Genomic DNA, 17,294 nt, shown 5'->3' with positions numbered 1-17,294 from the left:
CGAAACCGAAGATTATAGCAGAGTCTTCAGGAATTGCTCATCTGCTTTTGACAGACGGCCTTCCCTGCGTGCCGCCGCGATCAATTCAGGGCGGCGTTGCCAGGTGATGGACAGTTGCTGCTGGCGGCGCCAGGCAGCAATCTGCGCGTGGTGCCCCGACATCAGCACCGGCGGCACGGCCGCATCCGCCCCGGGCAGTTGCGCGCTCAAGGCTTCGTCCAGCACCTCGGGGCGGCTGTAGTGGGGGCAATCCAGCAAGCCATCGGAGAAGCTGTCCTGCTGGTGCGAGGCGGCATCGCGCAGCACGCCGGGCTGCAGGCGGGCCACCGCGTCGATCAGCGTGAGCGCGGGCAGCTCGCCGCCAGACAGCACGTAGTCACCCAGGCTGATCTCTTCATCGACATGCGCATCGATGAAACGCTGGTCGACGCCCTCATAGCGGCCGCACAACAGCACGGCGCCTGGTGAAGCGGCCAGCGCCTCCACACGCGGCTGCGTCAGCGGCTTGCCGGCCGGGCTGAACAGGATCACGGGCAGACGCGGGCCGGCAGCGGTATCTTGATCAGCGCGGATGGCCGACAAGGCACGCGCCAGTGGTTCGACCAGCATCACCATGCCCGGGCCACCGCCAAAAGGGCGGTCGTCCACGCGACGGTAGGTGTCTTCGGTGAAATCGCGCAGCGGCCACAGGCGCACGTCCACGGCCTTGCTCTCGAAGGCACGGCGCGTCACGCCCACACGGGCGAAAGGCTCGAAGATCTCCGGGAACAGGGTGATGACGTCGAAGCGCATGGCGCCCGGCCCGAACTCAGTAGTCCAGGCCCCAGTCGGCCACGATCAGGCGCTCGGCCAGGCTGACCCGGTCGATGTAGGCGGACACGAAGGGGATCAGGCGCTCGGCCGCATCACCGGGCTTGGGCGCCTCGCCAGCCGGCAGCGCGCAACGCAGCACACAGTGCGGGCCGGTGTCGAGCAGATCGGTCACGGTGCCCAGGGCCTGGCCTTCACGGTTGACGACGTTCAGGCCGATCAGGTCGATCCAGTAGAACTCGTCGTCGCTGTCGGGCGTCGGGAAGGCGGAACGCGACACGAACACGCGCGCGCCCTTGAGGGCCTCAGCGCCATTGCGATCGTCCAGGCCATCGATGGTGGCCACGATGACATCGCCCTGCTCCTTGGCGGATTTGACGCGCAGCAATGCCGGCTGGCTCAGGCGAGCCGGCGTACGGGCATCAGTAGCAGGAGCAGTTTTCCGAGCCGGAACGGCCGAGGAGGCGCCAGCGGCAGCGCCCGCAGGCGCGCCAGGCTTGCGCACGGCGCCTGCCTGAGGCAGCGCCGGTTGCACGAACCACTTCTTGGTGCAGAACAAGGCCTGGGGATCGGACGAGAAGGGATGCAGCTTGATGCCGCCCTTCACGCCCCAGGCGTCGATGACACGGGCCACCTCGATGGCATCTTCGGGCCAGGGGGTGCCGTCAGCCAGCACCAGTCCCTGCGTGGACGCCACCGCGCGCTCGGTCATCGATCAGGCTTGGCTTTTAGGCCGCGGGAGCGGCAGCAGCCTTGGCCTTGGCTTCCTTGACCAGGCGAACCACGGTGGGCGACACCTGAGCGCCGTTGCTCACCCAGTGATCCAGGCGGTCGAACGCCACGCGCAGGCCTTCAGCCTTGCCGGAAGCCACGGGGTTGTAGAAGCCCACGCGCTCCAGGAAACGGCCATCACGGCTGTTACGGGAGTCAGCAGCGACGATGTTGAAAAACGGGCGCTTCTTGGAACCGCCACGAGCCAGTCGAATCACGACCATGATGTGTCCTTCAGGATGATGATGCGACGGCCAACACGGGGAGACACTCGCGCACGGACCGTCATGAGGCGCCAAGCCAAAAACAATGCCCTGAATGACAATGCCCTCAACTTGAACGCCAGCCTCCCGGCCTGACTAGATACGTGCATCCTCAAAGGAATGCCCAAGCCGGGAAATCGCGCATTATAGCGGGCAAGGCCATCCGTGGCAAACGTCTGCCCAGAATCATCAGAATCCTGTCAGCACCCACCATGCACAGCGCGCCCACTTCCCCCGCCCCCAGCACCGCCCTCGGCGCCGCGCCCGCCACGGCACCTCGCCCCTACCGCTCCAAGACGCTGGCCACCTGGCTGGGCCTGCTGGGCGGCCCCCTGGGCCTGCACCGCTTCTACCTGGGCGGCCTGGGCGATGTATGGGGCTGGCTGCACCCGCTGCCCACGCTGCTGGGTCTGTGGGGCCTGCACCGCATGGACCAGCTCGGCCAGGACGACCGCCTGGCCTGGCTGCTGCTGCCCCTGCTGGGCCTGAGCTTCGCCACTGCCATGCTGCAGACCATCCTGATCGGCCTGACACCCGACGAACGCTGGCACGCCCGCCACAACCCGGCGCTGGCGGGCCGCGCCGATGCCCCTGCCGCCGGCTGGGGGGCCGTGATCCCGGTGATCCTGGCCCTGATCCTGGGCGCCGGCGTGCTGATGGCCACCATCGCCTTCTCGGGCCAGCGCTACTTCGAGTACCAGGTGGAAGAGGCGCTGAAGATCAGCCAATGACCCTCCTGGCACCGCCACCGCCAAGTTCAGAACCTCAGGTCCGGAACATGAAATACGCCGCCCCCACCAGGCACAGCGCCGCCCAGATGTAATCCAGCTTGAAGGGCTGCCCCAGGTAGAACACTGCGAAGGGCACGAACACGCTCAGGCTGATCACCTCCTGCATGATCTTGAGTTGCCCCACGCTCATCTGCTGAACACCGATGCGGTTGGCCGGCACCTGCAGCAGGTACTCGAACAGCGCGATGCCCCAGCTGATCAGCGCCGCCACGATCCAGGGCTTGCTGGCCAGGTTCTTGAGGTGCCCGTACCAGGCGAAGGTCATGAACACGTTGGAGAGCACCAGCAGCAAGGCGGTCTGCATGGGGATCGGCAGGGAGGACAGCAATGGGATGTTCATGACGCAGGGCGGATGAGGGTGTGAACAGATGCCACGGCGGGCGAGCTAACGGATAATCTCGCTTTTGCCGCGCACCCGGCCATTTTCTGCCGCCCACGCCAACGCCCGCCCATGAGCTCTTCAACGCCCCCGACCAACACCCCGCTGACCTACGACCAGGCCGGCGTCAACTACGACCTGATCGACCCGCTGAAGATCGCGGCGCAGCGCGCGGCGGCCGCCACGGGCGCGCACCTGGGTGGCCACGGCTTCAGCGAAGTGGGCGCCTCGCGCGGTGAATCGGCCTACGTGGTCGATGTGGGCCCGATGTACCTGGCCTCCATCGTGGAATGCCTGGGCACCAAGACCCTGGTGGCCGACGAGATGGCCAAGCTGACGGGCAAGAGCTACTACGACGGCATCGCGCAGGACACCATCGCCATGGCGGTGAACGACCTGATCACCGTGGGCGCCACGCCCCTGGTGGTGCAGGCTTACTGGGCCGCTGGCGGTTCCGACTGGTTCAACGACGCGCAGCGCTCCCAGGCCCTGGTGGCCGGCTGGAAGAAGGCCTGCGACACCTGCCAGGTGGCCTGGGGTGGCGGCGAAACCCCCGCGCTGGCCGGCATCGTGGCCGATGGCCGCGTGGACCTGGCGGCATCGTGCACCGGCATCATCAGCCCCAAGACCCGCCTGTCGGTGGGCGACAAGCTGGGCGCGGGCGACGCCATCGTGTTCCTGGCGGCCAGCGGCATCCACGCCAACGGCCTGTCGCTGGCACGCAAGCTGGCCGAGCGTCTGCCCAAGGGTTACCTGACGGACATCGGCAATGGCCAGACCTATGGCGAGGCCCTGCTGGCCCCCACGGTGCTGTACTCGCCCGTGACCGAAGCGCTGGCCCAGGCCGGCATCACCCCGCACTACTGCGCCAACGTGACGGGCCACGGCTGGCGCAAGCTGATGCGCCACGCCAAGACCCTGACCTACCGCATCACCCAGGTGCCGCCCAAGACCGCCGTGCTGGACTTCATGCAGCGCGAATGCCAGCTCGACGACCACGAGGCCTACGGCACGCTGAACATGGGCGCGGGCTTCGCGCTGTACCTGGCCGCCGACCAGGCCGAGCGCGGGGTCGAGATCTCGCGCGGCCTGGGCATCGACGCCTGGGTGGCCGGCCGTGTGGAAGAAGGCCCCAAGCGCGTGGTGATCGAGCCGCTGGGCGTGGCCTTCGAAGGCGACGAGCTGCAGCTTCGGTAAACATCTCAAATACGGTCAACGGATATCGTTGATCGGAATAGAAACAAAAAGGGCCCGCTCGAGGCCCTTTTTGCATGACATCGTGAGCCACTTCACGAAGTGTCCTGAAACCCGATAAGGGATCCTCCCGCATTCAGTTTTGTCATTTCGCCGTCGAAATAACTTCGAATACCGCCGTTAGGGCTTCGCCCCGACCGCGGTTGGTTCTCCATTCGTTCGACCGCGCCCCAGGACCGTGCCCAGGGTGCCCACGACAGACTGAAGCATGAACATCCGCAACATCCGCATCGGACAACGACTGACCATCGGCTTCGGCTTGGTCATCGCCCTGCTCATTCTGCTGGCCGGCCTGGCCTTGATGCGCATCCAGAGCCTCAGCAGCGAAGTAGGGTCGCTCACGCAGAACACCTATCCGCGCACCGTGGTCGCCAACAACATGAAGGCCGACCTCAATGAGATGTCGCGCAGCATGCTGAGCATCCTCGTGATGAGCGACGAGGGACAGATCAAGGGCGAGCTGGCCAACATCGAGAAGTACAACAAGATCCACGAAGCCAACGTGGCCAAGCTGCGGCAGTTGATCACGGACGCCGAAGGCCAGGAGTTGCTCAAGAAGATGGAAGACCTGCGGGCCAGGGCGCTCAAGGGCCAGACCTCCTTCGTCAAGCTGATCAACGAGAACCTCAAGGAAGACGCGATGACGAAGTTCCTGTTCTCGGTGCGATCGGCCCAGACCAAGTACTTCGAATCGCTGGACACGCTGATCGAGCAGCAGAACCGCAGCATGGAGCAGGCCGGCGAGCAATCGACCACGCAGGCCCGCGCCACCATGGCCTTCATCTTGGGGCTGGCCGTGGCCGCCGCGCTGATCAGCGTGGTCGTGGCCCTGCTGGCCACCCGCAGCATCACCCTGCCGCTGAACCGCGCAGTGAAGATCGCGCAGCAGGTGGCCAAGGGCGATCTGACCAGCACCATCGTCACGCGCAGCCAGGACGAAACCGGCCAGCTGATGCAGGCGCTGGACCACATGAACCGCAGCCTGCAGGGCATCGTGGGCAATGTGCGCCAGGGCACGGAGATGATTGCCTCGGCCTCCACCGAGATCGCCTCGGGCAACTCGGACCTGTCGATCCGCACCGAGCAGCAGGCGGCCTCGCTGCAGCAGACCTCAGGCGCGGTGACCGAGCTGACCCGCATCGTGCGCCAGAACGCCGACAACGCCAGCCAGGCCAACCATCTGGCGAGCGAAGCCTCCACCATCGCTACGCAAGGCGGCGAGGTCGTCTCGCGCGTGGTGGACACCATGGGGTCGATCGATGCCTCGTCGCGCAAGATCGTCGACATCATCGGCGTGATCGACGGCATCGCCTTCCAGACCAACATCCTGGCGCTGAACGCCGCGGTGGAAGCCGCCCGCGCCGGCGAACAAGGCCGCGGCTTTGCCGTGGTGGCCGGCGAGGTGCGCACCCTGGCGCAGCGCTCGGCCCTGGCCGCCAAGGAGATCAAGACCCTCATCAACGAGTCGGTCGAGAAGGTGGAACTGGGCAGCCAACTGGTCACCAAGGCCGGCAGCACGATGCAAAACGTGGTGTCCAGCGTTCAGCGCGTGAGCAACATCATCAGCGAGATCACCGAGGCCAGCCGCTCGCAGAGCGAGGGCATCGAGGCCGTGAACCGCAGCATTCTGCAGATGGACAGCGTAACGCAGCAGAACGCCGCCCTGGTGGAGCAGGCCGCCGCCGCCGCCGAATCCATGCAGAACCAGGCCGCCGGTCTCGCGCAGGTGGTGAGCGTGTTCAAGCTGGAGCCCAGCCTGGAAGCGCCGCAGGATGCCGGCGGGTACGACAGCGACGCGGAGCCCCGGCTGCCGGCCCTGCCGGCCTGACGGGGTGCCTGCGGGCAGCCAAGGCTGCTCACCAGGGCAAACCCCAGGTGGGGAAATGCCCAGGGCTGTCCTCCGATTCAGCAAGTATCTCGTTTAATACGCATGCACTCAGGGCGCCCCGACATCGGCGCCCGTCATCGGGCCAGGCATGGCCCGTTTCCCCGGACCACACACGACAAGGACAAACCATGAAGCACTTCACCCTTTCCGTTCTGACCGCTGCGGCCCTGGCCCTGGGCGCAGCCCTGCCCGCCCAGGCTGTCGAGGTCAACGGCGTCAAGCTGGAAGACAGCATGACGGTCACCGGCAAGAATCTGGTGCTCAACGGCGCCGGCACCCGCGTCAAGGCCATCTTCAAGGTCTATGTGCTGGGCCTGTACCTGCCCGAAAAGAAGAACACCACCGACGCCATCCTGGCGCTGCAAGGCCCCAAGCGCTTCAAGATCGTGATGCTGCGCGACCTGAGCGGCGAGGACTTCGGCGACGCCTTCCTGACCGGCATCAACAAGAACCTGGACAAGGACGAGAAGGCCAAGTTCGTGAACCAGTTGGTGAAGCTGGGCGATCTGTTCCAGGAAGTGGGTGGCCTCAAGAAGGGTGACGTCATCCTGGGCGACTGGAACGGCAGCAATACCGTGTTCCAGGTCAACGGCAAGACCGTGGGCAGCGCCCTGCCCGACCCGGCCTTCTACAACGCCATCCTGAAGATCTGGCTGGGTGCCAGCCCCGCCGACACCACGCTCAAGCCCGCACTGCTGGGCGAAGCCAAGTAAGCACGCCTGAGGCCTGCGCGCTGCCTGCATCTGCCATCAGCGCGCGGTTTCACACGGCCCCGGACTGTTTCACGACAGCCGGGGCCGTCTGCTTTCTGCGGGGCCCTGCGTCATGCCCTACAATCACGGGTGACGGGCCTCCCCGCATGGGGGCGCGGCCAACCGGGTCAGGTCGGGAACGAAGCAGCCCTAACCGTTAGCCACCAGTGCCGGGGTTCAGGCTCGTCACCCTATTCAACAGATGCCCCACGCGTCGCGCGCTGGGTGGCGGCACCAGGGACCGCAGGGTCTGACCGGCCCGGGCACCGCCCCAGGCGCGCGGTCGGGCACACAAGGTTTCCATGGCATCGACCCCCGCGCAGCTTTCGCCCACCTCCGGATCCGGCACACTCACCGTGCCCATCGACCTGGGCGATCGCAGCTACGACATCCTGATCGGCGAGGGCCTGCTCGATGAGCCCGCCACCTACGCCGGCCTGCCCAAGTCCTCCACCGCGCTGATCGTCACCAACACCACGGTGGGGCCGCTCTACGCTGCGCGCTTGCAAAAAGCCCTGGCCGGCCACCACAAGAAGGTGCTGATCACCGAGCTGCCCGATGGCGAGCAGTACAAGGACTGGCCCGCACTCAACCAGATCTTCACCGAACTGCTCGAACAAGCGGCTGACCGCAAGACCGTGCTGTACGCCCTGGGCGGCGGTGTGGTGGGCGACATGACCGGCTTCGCGGCCGCCTGCTACATGCGCGGCGTGCCCTTCGTGCAGGTGCCGACCACCTTGCTGGCCCAGGTCGATTCCAGCGTGGGCGGCAAGACGGCCATCAACCACCCGGCCGGCAAGAACATGATCGGGGCCTTCTACCAGCCCCAGCGCGTGGTCTGTGACCTGGTCACGCTGGACACCCTGCCCCAGCCCGAACTGCTGGCCGGCCTGGCCGAGGTGATCAAGTACGGCCCCATCGCCGATGCCGAGTTCCTGACCTGGCTGGAAGCCAACATGGACGCGCTGCTGGCGCGCGACCGCACCGCCCTGCGCCACGCCATTCGCCGCTCGTGCGAGATCAAGGCCTGGGTGGTGGGCCAGGACGAAAAGGAATCGAACCTGCGCGCCATCCTGAACTACGGCCACACCTTCGGCCACGCGATCGAGGCCGGCATGGGCTACGGCGCCTGGCTGCATGGCGAGGCCGTGGGTTGCGGCATGGTGATGGCGGCTGACTTGTCCGCCCGCCTGGGCCTGATCGACGAAGCCACCTCGCAGCGCATCCGTGTACTGATCGAACGTACCGGCCTGCCCGTGCGCGGCCCGGCCCTGGGCGCCGACCGCTACATCGAACTGATGCAGGTCGACAAGAAGGCCGAGGCCGGCGAGATCCGATTCGTGGTGATCGGCCCGTTGGGCCAGGCCAGCATGCGGCCTGCGCCGGACAGCGTGGTGCGCGACGTGATCGCCGCCCACACCTGAGCAGAGGCAGACAAGCGCCATGTGGCTCGCCCCCTACGCCAGTCATCCGGACAGGACGCGGGGCCGCCGCCACCCTGAGCCGGCCGCGCCCACGCGCAGCGATTTCCAGCGTGATCGAGATCGCATCGTGCACAGCACGGCCTTCCGCCGGCTTGTGTACAAAACCCAAGTTTTCTTGAATCATGAGGGTGACCTCTTCCGCACACGCCTCACGCACTCGCTGGAGGTGGCGCAGTTGGGCCGCTCCATCGCGCGCTCGCTGGGCCTGAACGAAGACCTGGTCGAGGCCATCGCGCTGGCGCATGACCTGGGCCACACGCCTTTCGGCCACGCGGGCCAGGACACGCTCAACGAATGCATGGCCGGGCACGGCGGCTTCGAGCACAACCTGCAGTCGCTGCGCGTGATCGACGCCCTGGAAGAGCGCTACCCCGCCTACGACGGCCTGAACCTGACCTTCGAAACCCGCGAAGGCGTGCTCAAGCACTGCTCGCGCCGCAACGCCGAGCTGCTGGAGGCGCAGGAGCCCGGCGGCGTGGGCCGGCGCTTCATCGAAGGCACGCAGCCCAGCCTGGAAGCCCAACTGTGCAATCTGGCCGACGAGATCGCCTACAACGCGCATGACATCGACGATGGCGTGCGATCGGGCCTGGTCACGCTGGAGCAGTTCGAGGCGGTGCCCCTTTTCGTGCATTTCCGGGACGAGACCCTGCGCGAGTACCCCGAGGTGCGCGGCCGGCGTCTGCTGTTCGACACGATCCGCCGGATGCTGTCGCAGCAGGTGTACGACGTGATCGACGCCACACGCGCCGCCATCGCCGAGCACATGCCCGTCAATGCCGACCAGGCCCGGCGCTGCCCACCGCTGGTGCGCTTCAGCCCTGGCATGCGCGAAGCCAGCACCCAGCTCAAACGCTTCCTGTTCCGCGAGCTGTACCGGCATCCTCAGGTCAACGAAACCACGGTGCGTGCCAAGCAGGTGATCAGCCAGCTGTTCGCGGCCTATGTGGCGCAGCCGCGCGAGATGCAGGCCGGCTTCGCCGAGCGCGAGGACCTGCACAAGGCCGTGGCCGACTACATCGCCGGCATGACCGACCGCTTCGCGCTGCGTGAGCACGAACGGCTGACCGGGCAACGTCTGTTCTGAGGGCTCACGCCCTCGGCGTGATCTCGCAGACACCCTTGCCAAAGCTCAGGGCCTGGGCCTGAAGCTCGGGCGCGGCTGCCAGCCAGCGGCGCACGATCTCCTGCTCTTCATCGCGCTCGTGGTCATCCATGTAGACATGGAAGCCCGTAGGCGACAGGTGCGCCGCCACGGCCGGCAAGGCCGGCAGGCGGGCCAAGTGGCAGGTGCGCGCGGGCGGGCCATCGACGATGACCACGTCGAACACATCGGCCTCCGTCAGGAAGGACATGTCGTAGAACAGGCCGGGCTGGCCCATGAACTCGGTCTCGACCAGCGGCCTGGCGACCACCTGCGCATTCGTGCTCAGGCCATGCCTGTCGAACTCGCCCTGCGTGCGTGCGGCCCAGGCCGGATCGTGCTCGACGCAAACCAGCCGGCCACCGCGGTTGCCCACCAGGCGCGCCAGCATCTTGGAGCCCCTGCCCGAGCCGAACTCCAGCACGCGGGGTTGCTGGTAGGCGTTCAAGGTGTCGGCCAGGTGGTCCAGCAAGCCCACATCCAGGGCCCAGGCCCCCGCCTCACGCAGCCATCCCAGCAGGATGCCCTCCTGGCGCACCAGCCGCTCCATGGCCAGTTGCACGAAGGGTGCCTCGTGCAATTGCTTTTCCAGCGACTCGACACGTGCGAAGCACTGCGCCACGTCCACATGCACCTGCTGCAGCTTCACGGCCAGGCCGTGGTTCATCGCCGGCTGGTGCTCATGGGCAGGGCGCCAGCACGGCAAGGGCGGCTTGGCCAGCACCGTGGCCGCCGCCGCACGCTGGCGTGGCGAACTCAAGCCGCCCGAGGGCTCTGCGCCTTGCAGATGGTGCGATTGGGGGTTGAGCGTGGTGTAGCGGTAGCTGGTGCGCGGCAGGTAGAGGTAGCGCCGCGTCTGGTCCAGCACCGGGTAGGCGATAGCGAAATCACAGGCGCAATCGAACCACTGGCCTTGATCGTCTTGGTAATAGGTGGCCGGCACACGCGCCAGCAGGCTTTGCCGACAACTGAAGAAGTGGCTGCTCTGCCAGCCCTGCGCGCGCGGCGAATCGAAGGGGTCCAGCGGGCCATTGCCGCCGTCCAGCCCCGTGTCCGTCACGAAGTTGGTCCAGACCACATCGAAGCCATCGCCATAGGCGCGGGCCAGCTCGCCCAGGATGTCCGGGTCCACCAGTTCGTCGTCACCATCGAGCACGGCGATGAAATCGGCCTGCATGCGGCCTGGCAGTTGCTCGAAGGCATGACGGGCCTTGCCCTTGCGCTCGGCACTGGCGACCAGGGTGTGGCGATCCGGGAAGTGCGTCTGCAGCAGTTCACGCGCCACGCTGGCTGTGCGGTCCGTCGAGGCATCGTCGATGAAGAGCACGTCGAACTGCGTGCTGCGCTGCGCGGCCAGGCTCTGCAGGCAGCGCGCGACATAGGGCTCGGCATTGCGCGCGCACACGAAGACCAGCCCTCGGACAGCCAGTGATTTGTCCACCATTTCGGATCACTCCAGGAAAGTCCGCCCACCATAATGCGGGAAGCCCGGCACGCAAATGCCGATAAGCCCCGCCCAGAGCCCGCACTTCACCGCCAGTACCGCATACACCGCATGTACCGCACCGCCCTGGTCATGATCGCGCGCAACGAGGCGCGGCGCATCGGACGCTGCCTGGCCAGCGCCAGGCCCTGGGTGGACGAGATGATCGTGCTGGACACCGGCTCGACCGACGACACCGTGGCGATCGCGCGCAGCCTGGGCGCGCAAGTGCACCACTTCACCTGGTGCGATGACTTCTCTGCCGCGCGCAATGCAGCCCTGGCTCACAGCCACGCCGACTGGCACATCGTGCTGGACGCGGACGAATGGGTGCAGTCCGGCGGGCAGGCCCTGGCAGATCTGCGCGAACGCCAGCCCGATCATGTAGGGGCGCTGGCCGTGTGCAGCGAATTCGGTAGCGATCTTTCAGCAAGCGACGCACCACAACACGCCACCAGCTGGATCTCACGCGTGCTGCCCCACGGTGTGCACTACACCGGCCTGATCCACGAACAGCCCCGCCACAAGCTGCCTGTGCACCGCCTGCCCGTGGTGATCGGCCATGACGGCTATGCCCCCCAGGCTCTGCAGGACAAGGGTGATCGCAACGCCCGCCTGCTGCAGGCCGCGCTGCAGGCCCAGCCCGACGACGCCTACCTGCGCTACCAATGGGGCAAGGACCACGAGGTGCACGACCGCTTCGACGAGGCCTGCCAAGCCTACGCCCAGGCCTGGCCGCATTGCCCCATGGATGCTGGCTGGCGCCACGACCTGCTGATCCGCTGGCTGTTCGTGCTCAAGCAGACTGATCATCTCGATGAAGCCGTGGCCCTGGCCGAGGCGGAGCTGCCCCACTGGACGCATTCAGCCGACTTCTTCTTCACCGTGGGCGATGTGCTGCTGAGCCAGGCCCTGGCCAAGCCAGCAGAGGCCGAAGCCCTGCTGCCGCTGATCGAATCATGCTGGCTGCGTTGCCTTGAGCTGGGCGACACGCCTGATCTCGAAGGCGCCGTGGATGGCCGTGGCAGCCACCTGGCGGCCCACAACCTCGTGGTCTTCTATGACAGCCTGGGACAGGCTGAGAAGGCCGATGCCTACAGGTCGCGCTCGACACAGCCCCCTGTCGTCACACCTGCTCACACACCCGGTTCATCACACTGATCCAGGGGCCTCAAGTCGCTGCAGGTGGCGTCGATAACTGGGACTGCACTCAGGTGTCAGCGGATTTCAGAAAACTTCAGAAACCCGCTGTCAAGCCAAAAAAGTCACTCAAGTGACCCACAGCTTGGTCGATAACCTGAGCAACGGCACTTGACAAAGGTGCCGGGGTCCGGTTAGCCGGCCAGCTTGTTCAAGTGGGACAACCCTCCTGGGCAAACACGGTTGACTAGCGTCGGGCAGGCAAACGCCGCAGTGGGCAACCACTTCAACGTGTTCGCCGGCGCTATTCGCCGGGTAGTTAATTTTGACCATTAGGAGCGCACCATGTCGCAGTCTGTCAACACCAACATCATTTCCCTGAACGCTCAGCGCAATCTGAACTCGTCGCAGAGCACCCTGTCCACCTCGATGCAGCGTCTGTCGTCGGGTCTGCGTGTGAACTCTGCCAAGGACGATGCCGCCGGTCTGGCCATCGCCGAACGCATGAGCGCCCAGATGCGCGGCATGAACGTCGCTGTGCGTAACGCCAACGACGGCATCTCGCTGGCTCAGACGGCCGAAGGCGCCCTGGGCAAGATGGGTGACAACCTGCAACGTATGCGTGAACTGGCTGTCCAGTCCCGCAACGCCACCAACAGCACCGGCGACCGTGCCAACCTGCAGAAGGAATTCGTCGAGCTGCAGAAGGAAATCGACCGCACGCTGACCAGCACCAAGTTCAACGGCAAGGCCCTGTTCACCAGCGCCGGTGGCGACCTGGAGTTCCAAGTGGGCGCCGGCACCTCCGCCGATGACCGCATCACCGTGGCTGGCGCCGAGCTGACCGGTGGTACCGCCGCCGCCGCCACCGACAAGGCCACGGCCAAGACCCTGACCGACACCTACGACACCGCCGCTGACGACGCTGCCCGCACCACGGCCGCCACCAACATCCTGGCCACGATCACTTCGGGCACGGGTGCCACGGCTGGCGAATGGACTGCCGCTGCTGGTGTCGGTATCGCCGCTACCGACTCCGCTGGTACGGATGTGACCGCCGTCGGCGACAGCATCGACGCCGCCATCGACGTGATCGACAAGGCCCTGGACATCGTCAACGACAAGCGCGCCTCCTTCGGTGCCGCCCAGAACCGCTTCGAAGCCGTGATCGCCAACCTGAACACCGGCATCGAGAACCAGTCCGCAGCCCGCGGCCGGATCATGGACGCCGACTTCGCCACCGAAACGGCCAACCTGTCCCGCTCGCAGATCCTGCAACAGGCTGGTACCGCGATGGTGGCCCAGGCCAACCAGCTGCCCCAGCAAGTGCTGTCGCTGCTGCGCTGATCGACCCCAGCGGCCCCGCAAGGGCCGCGCCCCGGGAATCCCGCATTGCGAAGGTTCCCGCCCTTTCGAAAACCGAGTCTTCAAGCCGCCTCCAGCCTTCGGGCCGGGGGCGGCTTTGTTCTTTTGAATTGGGCGCTTTCGGTGGCGCACATCCGGGGTTTGACGCACTCAAGTTCTTTCCACAATCCGTCCAACAGGTCAAAGGATTGGAAATGGATCCTTAGCCTGCAATCACAGCAGGCCGGCTTACGGGCCGAGATCCTTGGATTCTTTTGGTTAGGAGTGCAACATGCCCCAGACGATCAACACCAACATCGTGTCGTTGAACGCGCAGAGAAATCTCAACACCTCGCAGGGGTCGCTGGCGGTGTCCATGCAGCGCCTGTCCTCCGGGTTGCGGGTGAACTCCGCCAAAGACGACGCCGCCGGCCTGGCCATTGCCGAGCGGATGAACTCCCAGGTACGCGGCATGAATGTCGCCATCCGCAACGCCAATGATGCGATCTCGCTGTCGCAGACGGCGGAAGGTGCTCTGGGCAAGATCGGCGACAACCTGCAGCGCATGCGTGAGTTGGCGGTTCAGTCCCGCAACGCCACGAACAGCGAAGGCGACCGAGCCAACCTGCAGAAGGAATTCCTGGCCGTGCAGTCTGAAATCAGCCGCACGATCAATGGCACCTCCTTCAACGGCCAGAAACTGTTCAATGGCACTGGCAGCGACCTGGACTTCCAGGTGGGCGCCGGCACCACCACCGACGATCGGATCACCATCACGGAAGTGGATCTGTTCGGCACCGGCGCGGCTGATGCCAACAAGGCCAGCGTCGCCGACACCGACCCGACCGTGCGTGCCGCGCTGGCCGACAGCGTCGTGATGCAGACCGTGATCCTGAACTTCGCCGACCAGACCAACGGCGCCAACGGCATCGCCATCGGCGGTTTCCGGGAAGACGGCGTGACCGCGATCGACGGCACCGACATCGACGCGGCCATCAACGTGATCGACGAAGCCCTGAACCGGGTGAACGACACGCGCGCCACCTTCGGCGCCGCCCAGAACCGCTTCGAAGCCGTGATCTCGAACCTGCAGACCAACGTCGAGAACCAGGCCGCCGCCCGCGGCCGGATCATGGACGCCGACTTCGCGTCTGAAACGGCCAACCTGTCGCGTTCCCAGATCCTGCAGCAGGCCGGCACGGCGATGGTGGCCCAGGCCAACCAGTTGCCGCAGCAGGTACTCAGTTTGCTCCAACGTTGATCAGTGGATCAGACGCACTTCCTTACGAATCATTTGGCTAAAGTTTGACGACGATGCGCCGATTCACAGATTGTCCAGGTGGGTAAATACACCCCCTGGACCGTTGCGCATTTGTGAAGGGACTCCATCATGGCCGCTATTAGTTCATTGGGCTCTGCCTCCGGTATCGATGGTGAAGCCATCATCAAGCAGTTGCTCACGGTCGAGAGTGCCCCGAAGACCAAGGTCCAGACCGAAAACAGCACGCTCAGCACGAACCTGTCCACCTGGGGCCGGATCCAGAGCGCCTTCGCCTCCGTACGGGACACCGCCAACGCCCTGAACAAGGACGACTTCTGGAAGGCCACGACCGCCAAGTCGGCCGACGACACCGCCGTGTCCGTCACCTCCAGCACCAGTTCCACCGCCGGTAACTACAGCGTGGCCGTGCAATCGCTAGCCCAATCGCAGTACATCGCCAGCAAGGCCTACAGCGCCAAGACCGACGTCGTGGGTGAAGGCACCCTCACGATCGAACTGGGCACCTTCACGGACAACCCCTCCGCACCGCCCGCCGCCACCTTCGCGGCCAAGGCCGCCGCCAGCGCCGTCAACATCTCGATCGGCCCTGGCGACAACACGCTGGAGAAGATCCGCGACAAGATCAACGCCGCCAACGCCGGCGTGACCGCCTCCCTGATCACCGACGCCTCCGGCGCACGCCTGGTCGTGCGCGGTTCGAGCTCGGGTGAGGAAAACGGTTTTCGCATCAGCGTGGCCGATGCCGACGGTGGCAATGGCGACGGCACCGGCCTGTCCGCCCTGGCCTACGACCCGTCGGCCGACATCACCAGCATGAACCGGTCGCAGAAGGCGGCCAATGCCAAGGCCACCATCAACGGCATCGAGGTCAACTCCAACACCAACACGCTCAAGGACGTGGTCGACGGCCTGACCATCACGCTCAAGAAGGTGACGGACACCGCCACCGAGAGCAAGCCGATCGAGCTGACCGTCGACCAGGACCTGACCGCCATCCGTACCGGCATCGATGCCTTCGCCAAGGCCTACAACGACGCCATCGGCTTGATCCGCACGCAGACCATGTACGACGCCGAGAGCAAGACGGGTGGCCCGCTGCAGGGCGACTCCACCGCCGTGGGCCTGCTCAACCAGCTGCGTTCCATGGCCGGCACCGGCACCACCGCGTCCACCATGTACAGCCGCCTGTCGGACATCGGCCTGCAGATGGGCAAGGAAGGCACCTTCACCACCAACGGCACCAAGCTCGACAAGGCGCTGAAGGACAACCTGGACGAAGTGCGCAAGTTCTTCTCGACCTCCAATGACGCCGACCCCAATGCCGCCGGCATGGGCCAGCGCTTCTACAAGATGGCCAACCAGATCGCGGGCAGCGACGGCAGCATCGCCGCGCGCCAGGATGGCATCAAGAGCACCATCAAGCGCAACGAGAAGAAGATCGACGACATCGACAACCGCCTGACGCTGGTCGAAGCCCGCCTGCGCGCGCAGTACACCGCGCTGGACAACAACATGACCAAGCTCAACAGCCTGTCGGCCTACGTCGCGCAGCAGTTGAGCGTGCTCACCAACAGCTGAAGACACGGGTTGACACAACTGGCTGAATCAGGGCGGCTTTTTTCCGCTCTCCATGGGTCAAGCCCCTGCATCCACGGCCGATAACAGGTATATCCAACATGCCCAAGCCGAGATCCGAGATGTACGCACCAGCCAGCCCCTTCTCCCGCCCCATTCCCTCTGCCGGTTCGCGCTCACTCTCCGGCGTGTACCGCCAGGTCGGCGTCGAGACCAGCGTCTCGGGCGCCTCGCCCCATGAACTGGTCAGGCTCCTGATCAACGGTTACTTCGACGCCCTGACCGAAGCCAAGGGCGCCCTGGCGGCCTGCAACATCGAGCTCAAGGGACGCGCCCTGAGCCGCGCCATCCGCATCGTGGAAGAAGGCCTCAAGTGCAGCCTGGACACCGCCATGGGTGGCGAGGTCGCGCAGAACCTGAACATGCTGTACGGCTACATCTCGCTGCGCCTGACGCAAGCGAACCTGAAGAACGACACGGCTGCCATCGACGAGTGCGTGCAGCTGATGACGCCGATCCGCGACGCCTGGCAGGGCATCGCCTCCGAGGCCAACACGACCCCGATCAACAAGGAGGTGGTGGCATGAACGCCCCCGAACTCATCACCGCCAGCGCGGAAGACGACCTGCGCACCCACAGCCTGCTGGGCTACTACGAAGCCATCGAGCAGGCCAGCCAGGACATGCTGGAAGCCGCCCGCACCGGCGACTGGGACACCGTGGTCCGCCTTGAAGGCGCCTGCGCCGTGTTGATCGCCCAGCTCAAGCACGCCGCCAGCGTGAGCCCGCTGCCCGCCGAAGAGATCGCGCTCAAGGGCCGCATCATGCAGCGCATCCTGCGCAACGACGCAGAGATCCGCAACCTGGCCGAGCCCTGGATCAACGAGCTCAGCCGCATGACCGGCCACCCCGACGGCGAACGTCTGCACTGAACC

17 protein-coding genes and 1 other RNA gene are annotated in these 17,294 nt (G+C 65.7%); 13 read left to right on the top strand and 5 right to left on the bottom strand.

Translation table 11 applies throughout. From position 1 onward, the window contains the following. Window positions 1-12 precede the first annotated feature (12 nt). From trmD to rpsP, 3 genes are read right to left on the bottom strand one after another with little or no spacing between them, the layout of a single operon-like run. Entirely contained in the window at window positions 13-792 is a 780-nt protein-coding gene (trmD, locus tag WAQ08_RS06110) for a tRNA (guanosine(37)-N1)-methyltransferase TrmD (protein WP_422190014.1), read from the bottom strand. Window positions 793-808: 16 nt separating this feature from the next. Then, window positions 809-1,522, bottom strand: a complete 714-nt coding sequence (gene rimM / locus WAQ08_RS06105; RefSeq protein ID WP_422190012.1) for a ribosome maturation factor RimM — start codon at window positions 1,520-1,522, stop codon at window positions 809-811. Window positions 1,523-1,538: 16 nt separating this feature from the next. Further along, complete coding sequence (gene rpsP / locus WAQ08_RS06100) at window positions 1,539-1,805, bottom strand: 30S ribosomal protein S16 (RefSeq protein WP_422190010.1); 267 nt, start codon at window positions 1,803-1,805, stop codon at window positions 1,539-1,541. 251 nt (window positions 1,806-2,056) lie between these two features. On the opposite strand from rpsP, the gene WAQ08_RS06095 reads away from it, so the two are divergent. Beyond that, window positions 2,057-2,575, top strand: a complete 519-nt coding sequence (locus WAQ08_RS06095) for a hypothetical protein (protein WP_422190008.1) — start codon at window positions 2,057-2,059, stop codon at window positions 2,573-2,575. 34 nt (window positions 2,576-2,609) lie between these two features. Here the strand turns inward: WAQ08_RS06095 and WAQ08_RS06090 are convergent, their stop codons facing one another. Then, entirely contained in the window at window positions 2,610-2,975 is a 366-nt protein-coding gene (locus WAQ08_RS06090; protein WP_422190006.1) for a DMT family protein, read from the bottom strand. A gap of 111 nt (window positions 2,976-3,086) precedes the next feature. Between WAQ08_RS06090 and WAQ08_RS06085 the strand changes: the two genes are divergently transcribed. The 6 genes from WAQ08_RS06085 to WAQ08_RS06060 all read left to right on the top strand — a co-directional run bounded on the left by WAQ08_RS06085 (window position 3,087) and on the right by WAQ08_RS06060 (window position 9,479). Next, the gene (locus tag WAQ08_RS06085; RefSeq protein ID WP_422190004.1) at window positions 3,087-4,211 is read left to right on the top strand and encodes an AIR synthase related protein; all 1,125 of its coding nucleotides are present in this window, start codon (window positions 3,087-3,089) and stop codon (window positions 4,209-4,211) included. A gap of 265 nt (window positions 4,212-4,476) precedes the next feature. Next, window positions 4,477-6,096 (top strand): methyl-accepting chemotaxis protein, encoded by a 1,620-nt coding sequence (locus WAQ08_RS06080; RefSeq protein WP_422190002.1) that lies wholly within the window; start codon window positions 4,477-4,479, stop codon window positions 6,094-6,096. A gap of 188 nt (window positions 6,097-6,284) precedes the next feature. Further along, the gene (locus WAQ08_RS06075) at window positions 6,285-6,869 is read left to right on the top strand and encodes a chalcone isomerase family protein (RefSeq protein WP_422190000.1); all 585 of its coding nucleotides are present in this window, start codon (window positions 6,285-6,287) and stop codon (window positions 6,867-6,869) included. Window positions 6,870-7,000: 131 nt separating this feature from the next. Then, window positions 7,001-7,099, top strand: an RNA gene (gene ffs, locus WAQ08_RS06070) — signal recognition particle sRNA small type. 111 nt (window positions 7,100-7,210) lie between these two features. After that, window positions 7,211-8,332 carry a 3-dehydroquinate synthase gene (gene aroB / locus WAQ08_RS06065; RefSeq protein WP_422189998.1) on the top strand — a complete coding sequence of 374 codons (1,122 nt, stop codon included), beginning with the start codon at window positions 7,211-7,213 and terminating at the stop codon, window positions 8,330-8,332. A gap of 19 nt (window positions 8,333-8,351) precedes the next feature. Further along, window positions 8,352-9,479, top strand: coding sequence for a deoxyguanosinetriphosphate triphosphohydrolase (locus tag WAQ08_RS06060; RefSeq protein WP_422189996.1), 1,128 nt, complete (start codon window positions 8,352-8,354; stop codon window positions 9,477-9,479). A 4-nt stretch (window positions 9,480-9,483) separates the two neighbouring features. Here WAQ08_RS06060 and WAQ08_RS06055 read toward each other — a convergent pair whose 3' ends face one another. Continuing rightward, window positions 9,484-10,980, bottom strand: coding sequence for a glycosyltransferase (locus tag WAQ08_RS06055; protein WP_422189994.1), 1,497 nt, complete (start codon window positions 10,978-10,980; stop codon window positions 9,484-9,486). Window positions 10,981-11,091: 111 nt separating this feature from the next. Between WAQ08_RS06055 and WAQ08_RS06050 the strand changes: the two genes are divergently transcribed. The 6 genes from WAQ08_RS06050 to WAQ08_RS06025 all read left to right on the top strand — a co-directional run bounded on the left by WAQ08_RS06050 (window position 11,092) and on the right by WAQ08_RS06025 (window position 17,291). Beyond that, the gene (locus tag WAQ08_RS06050; RefSeq protein WP_422189991.1) at window positions 11,092-12,180 is read left to right on the top strand and encodes a glycosyltransferase; all 1,089 of its coding nucleotides are present in this window, start codon (window positions 11,092-11,094) and stop codon (window positions 12,178-12,180) included. Between the two features lie 324 nt (window positions 12,181-12,504). Then, window positions 12,505-13,506: a flagellin gene (locus WAQ08_RS06045; protein ID WP_422189989.1), complete on the top strand. Its 1,002-nt coding sequence runs from the start codon at window positions 12,505-12,507 to the stop codon at window positions 13,504-13,506. Between the two features lie 289 nt (window positions 13,507-13,795). Beyond that, window positions 13,796-14,764, top strand: a complete 969-nt coding sequence (locus WAQ08_RS06040) for a flagellin (protein ID WP_422189987.1) — start codon at window positions 13,796-13,798, stop codon at window positions 14,762-14,764. A gap of 129 nt (window positions 14,765-14,893) precedes the next feature. Next, entirely contained in the window at window positions 14,894-16,363 is a 1,470-nt protein-coding gene (gene fliD, locus WAQ08_RS06035) for a flagellar filament capping protein FliD (protein ID WP_422189985.1), read from the top strand. A gap of 98 nt (window positions 16,364-16,461) precedes the next feature. Beyond that, window positions 16,462-16,947, top strand: coding sequence for a flagellar export chaperone FliS (fliS, locus tag WAQ08_RS06030; protein WP_422189983.1), 486 nt, complete (start codon window positions 16,462-16,464; stop codon window positions 16,945-16,947). Further along, the gene (locus tag WAQ08_RS06025; RefSeq protein ID WP_422189981.1) at window positions 16,944-17,291 is read left to right on the top strand and encodes a flagellar protein FliT; all 348 of its coding nucleotides are present in this window, start codon (window positions 16,944-16,946) and stop codon (window positions 17,289-17,291) included. The genes fliS and WAQ08_RS06025 overlap by 4 nt, the downstream gene beginning before the upstream one ends. The last annotated feature ends 3 nt before the right edge of the window (window positions 17,292-17,294 follow it).

The sequence above is a fragment of the Aquabacterium sp. genome, assembly GCF_049274795.1.
Classification (GTDB): Bacteria; Pseudomonadota; Gammaproteobacteria; order Burkholderiales; family Burkholderiaceae_C; genus Aquabacterium.
The sequence above is the reverse complement of the archived record's forward strand: the minus strand, read 5'-3'. Positions and strand labels throughout refer to the sequence as shown.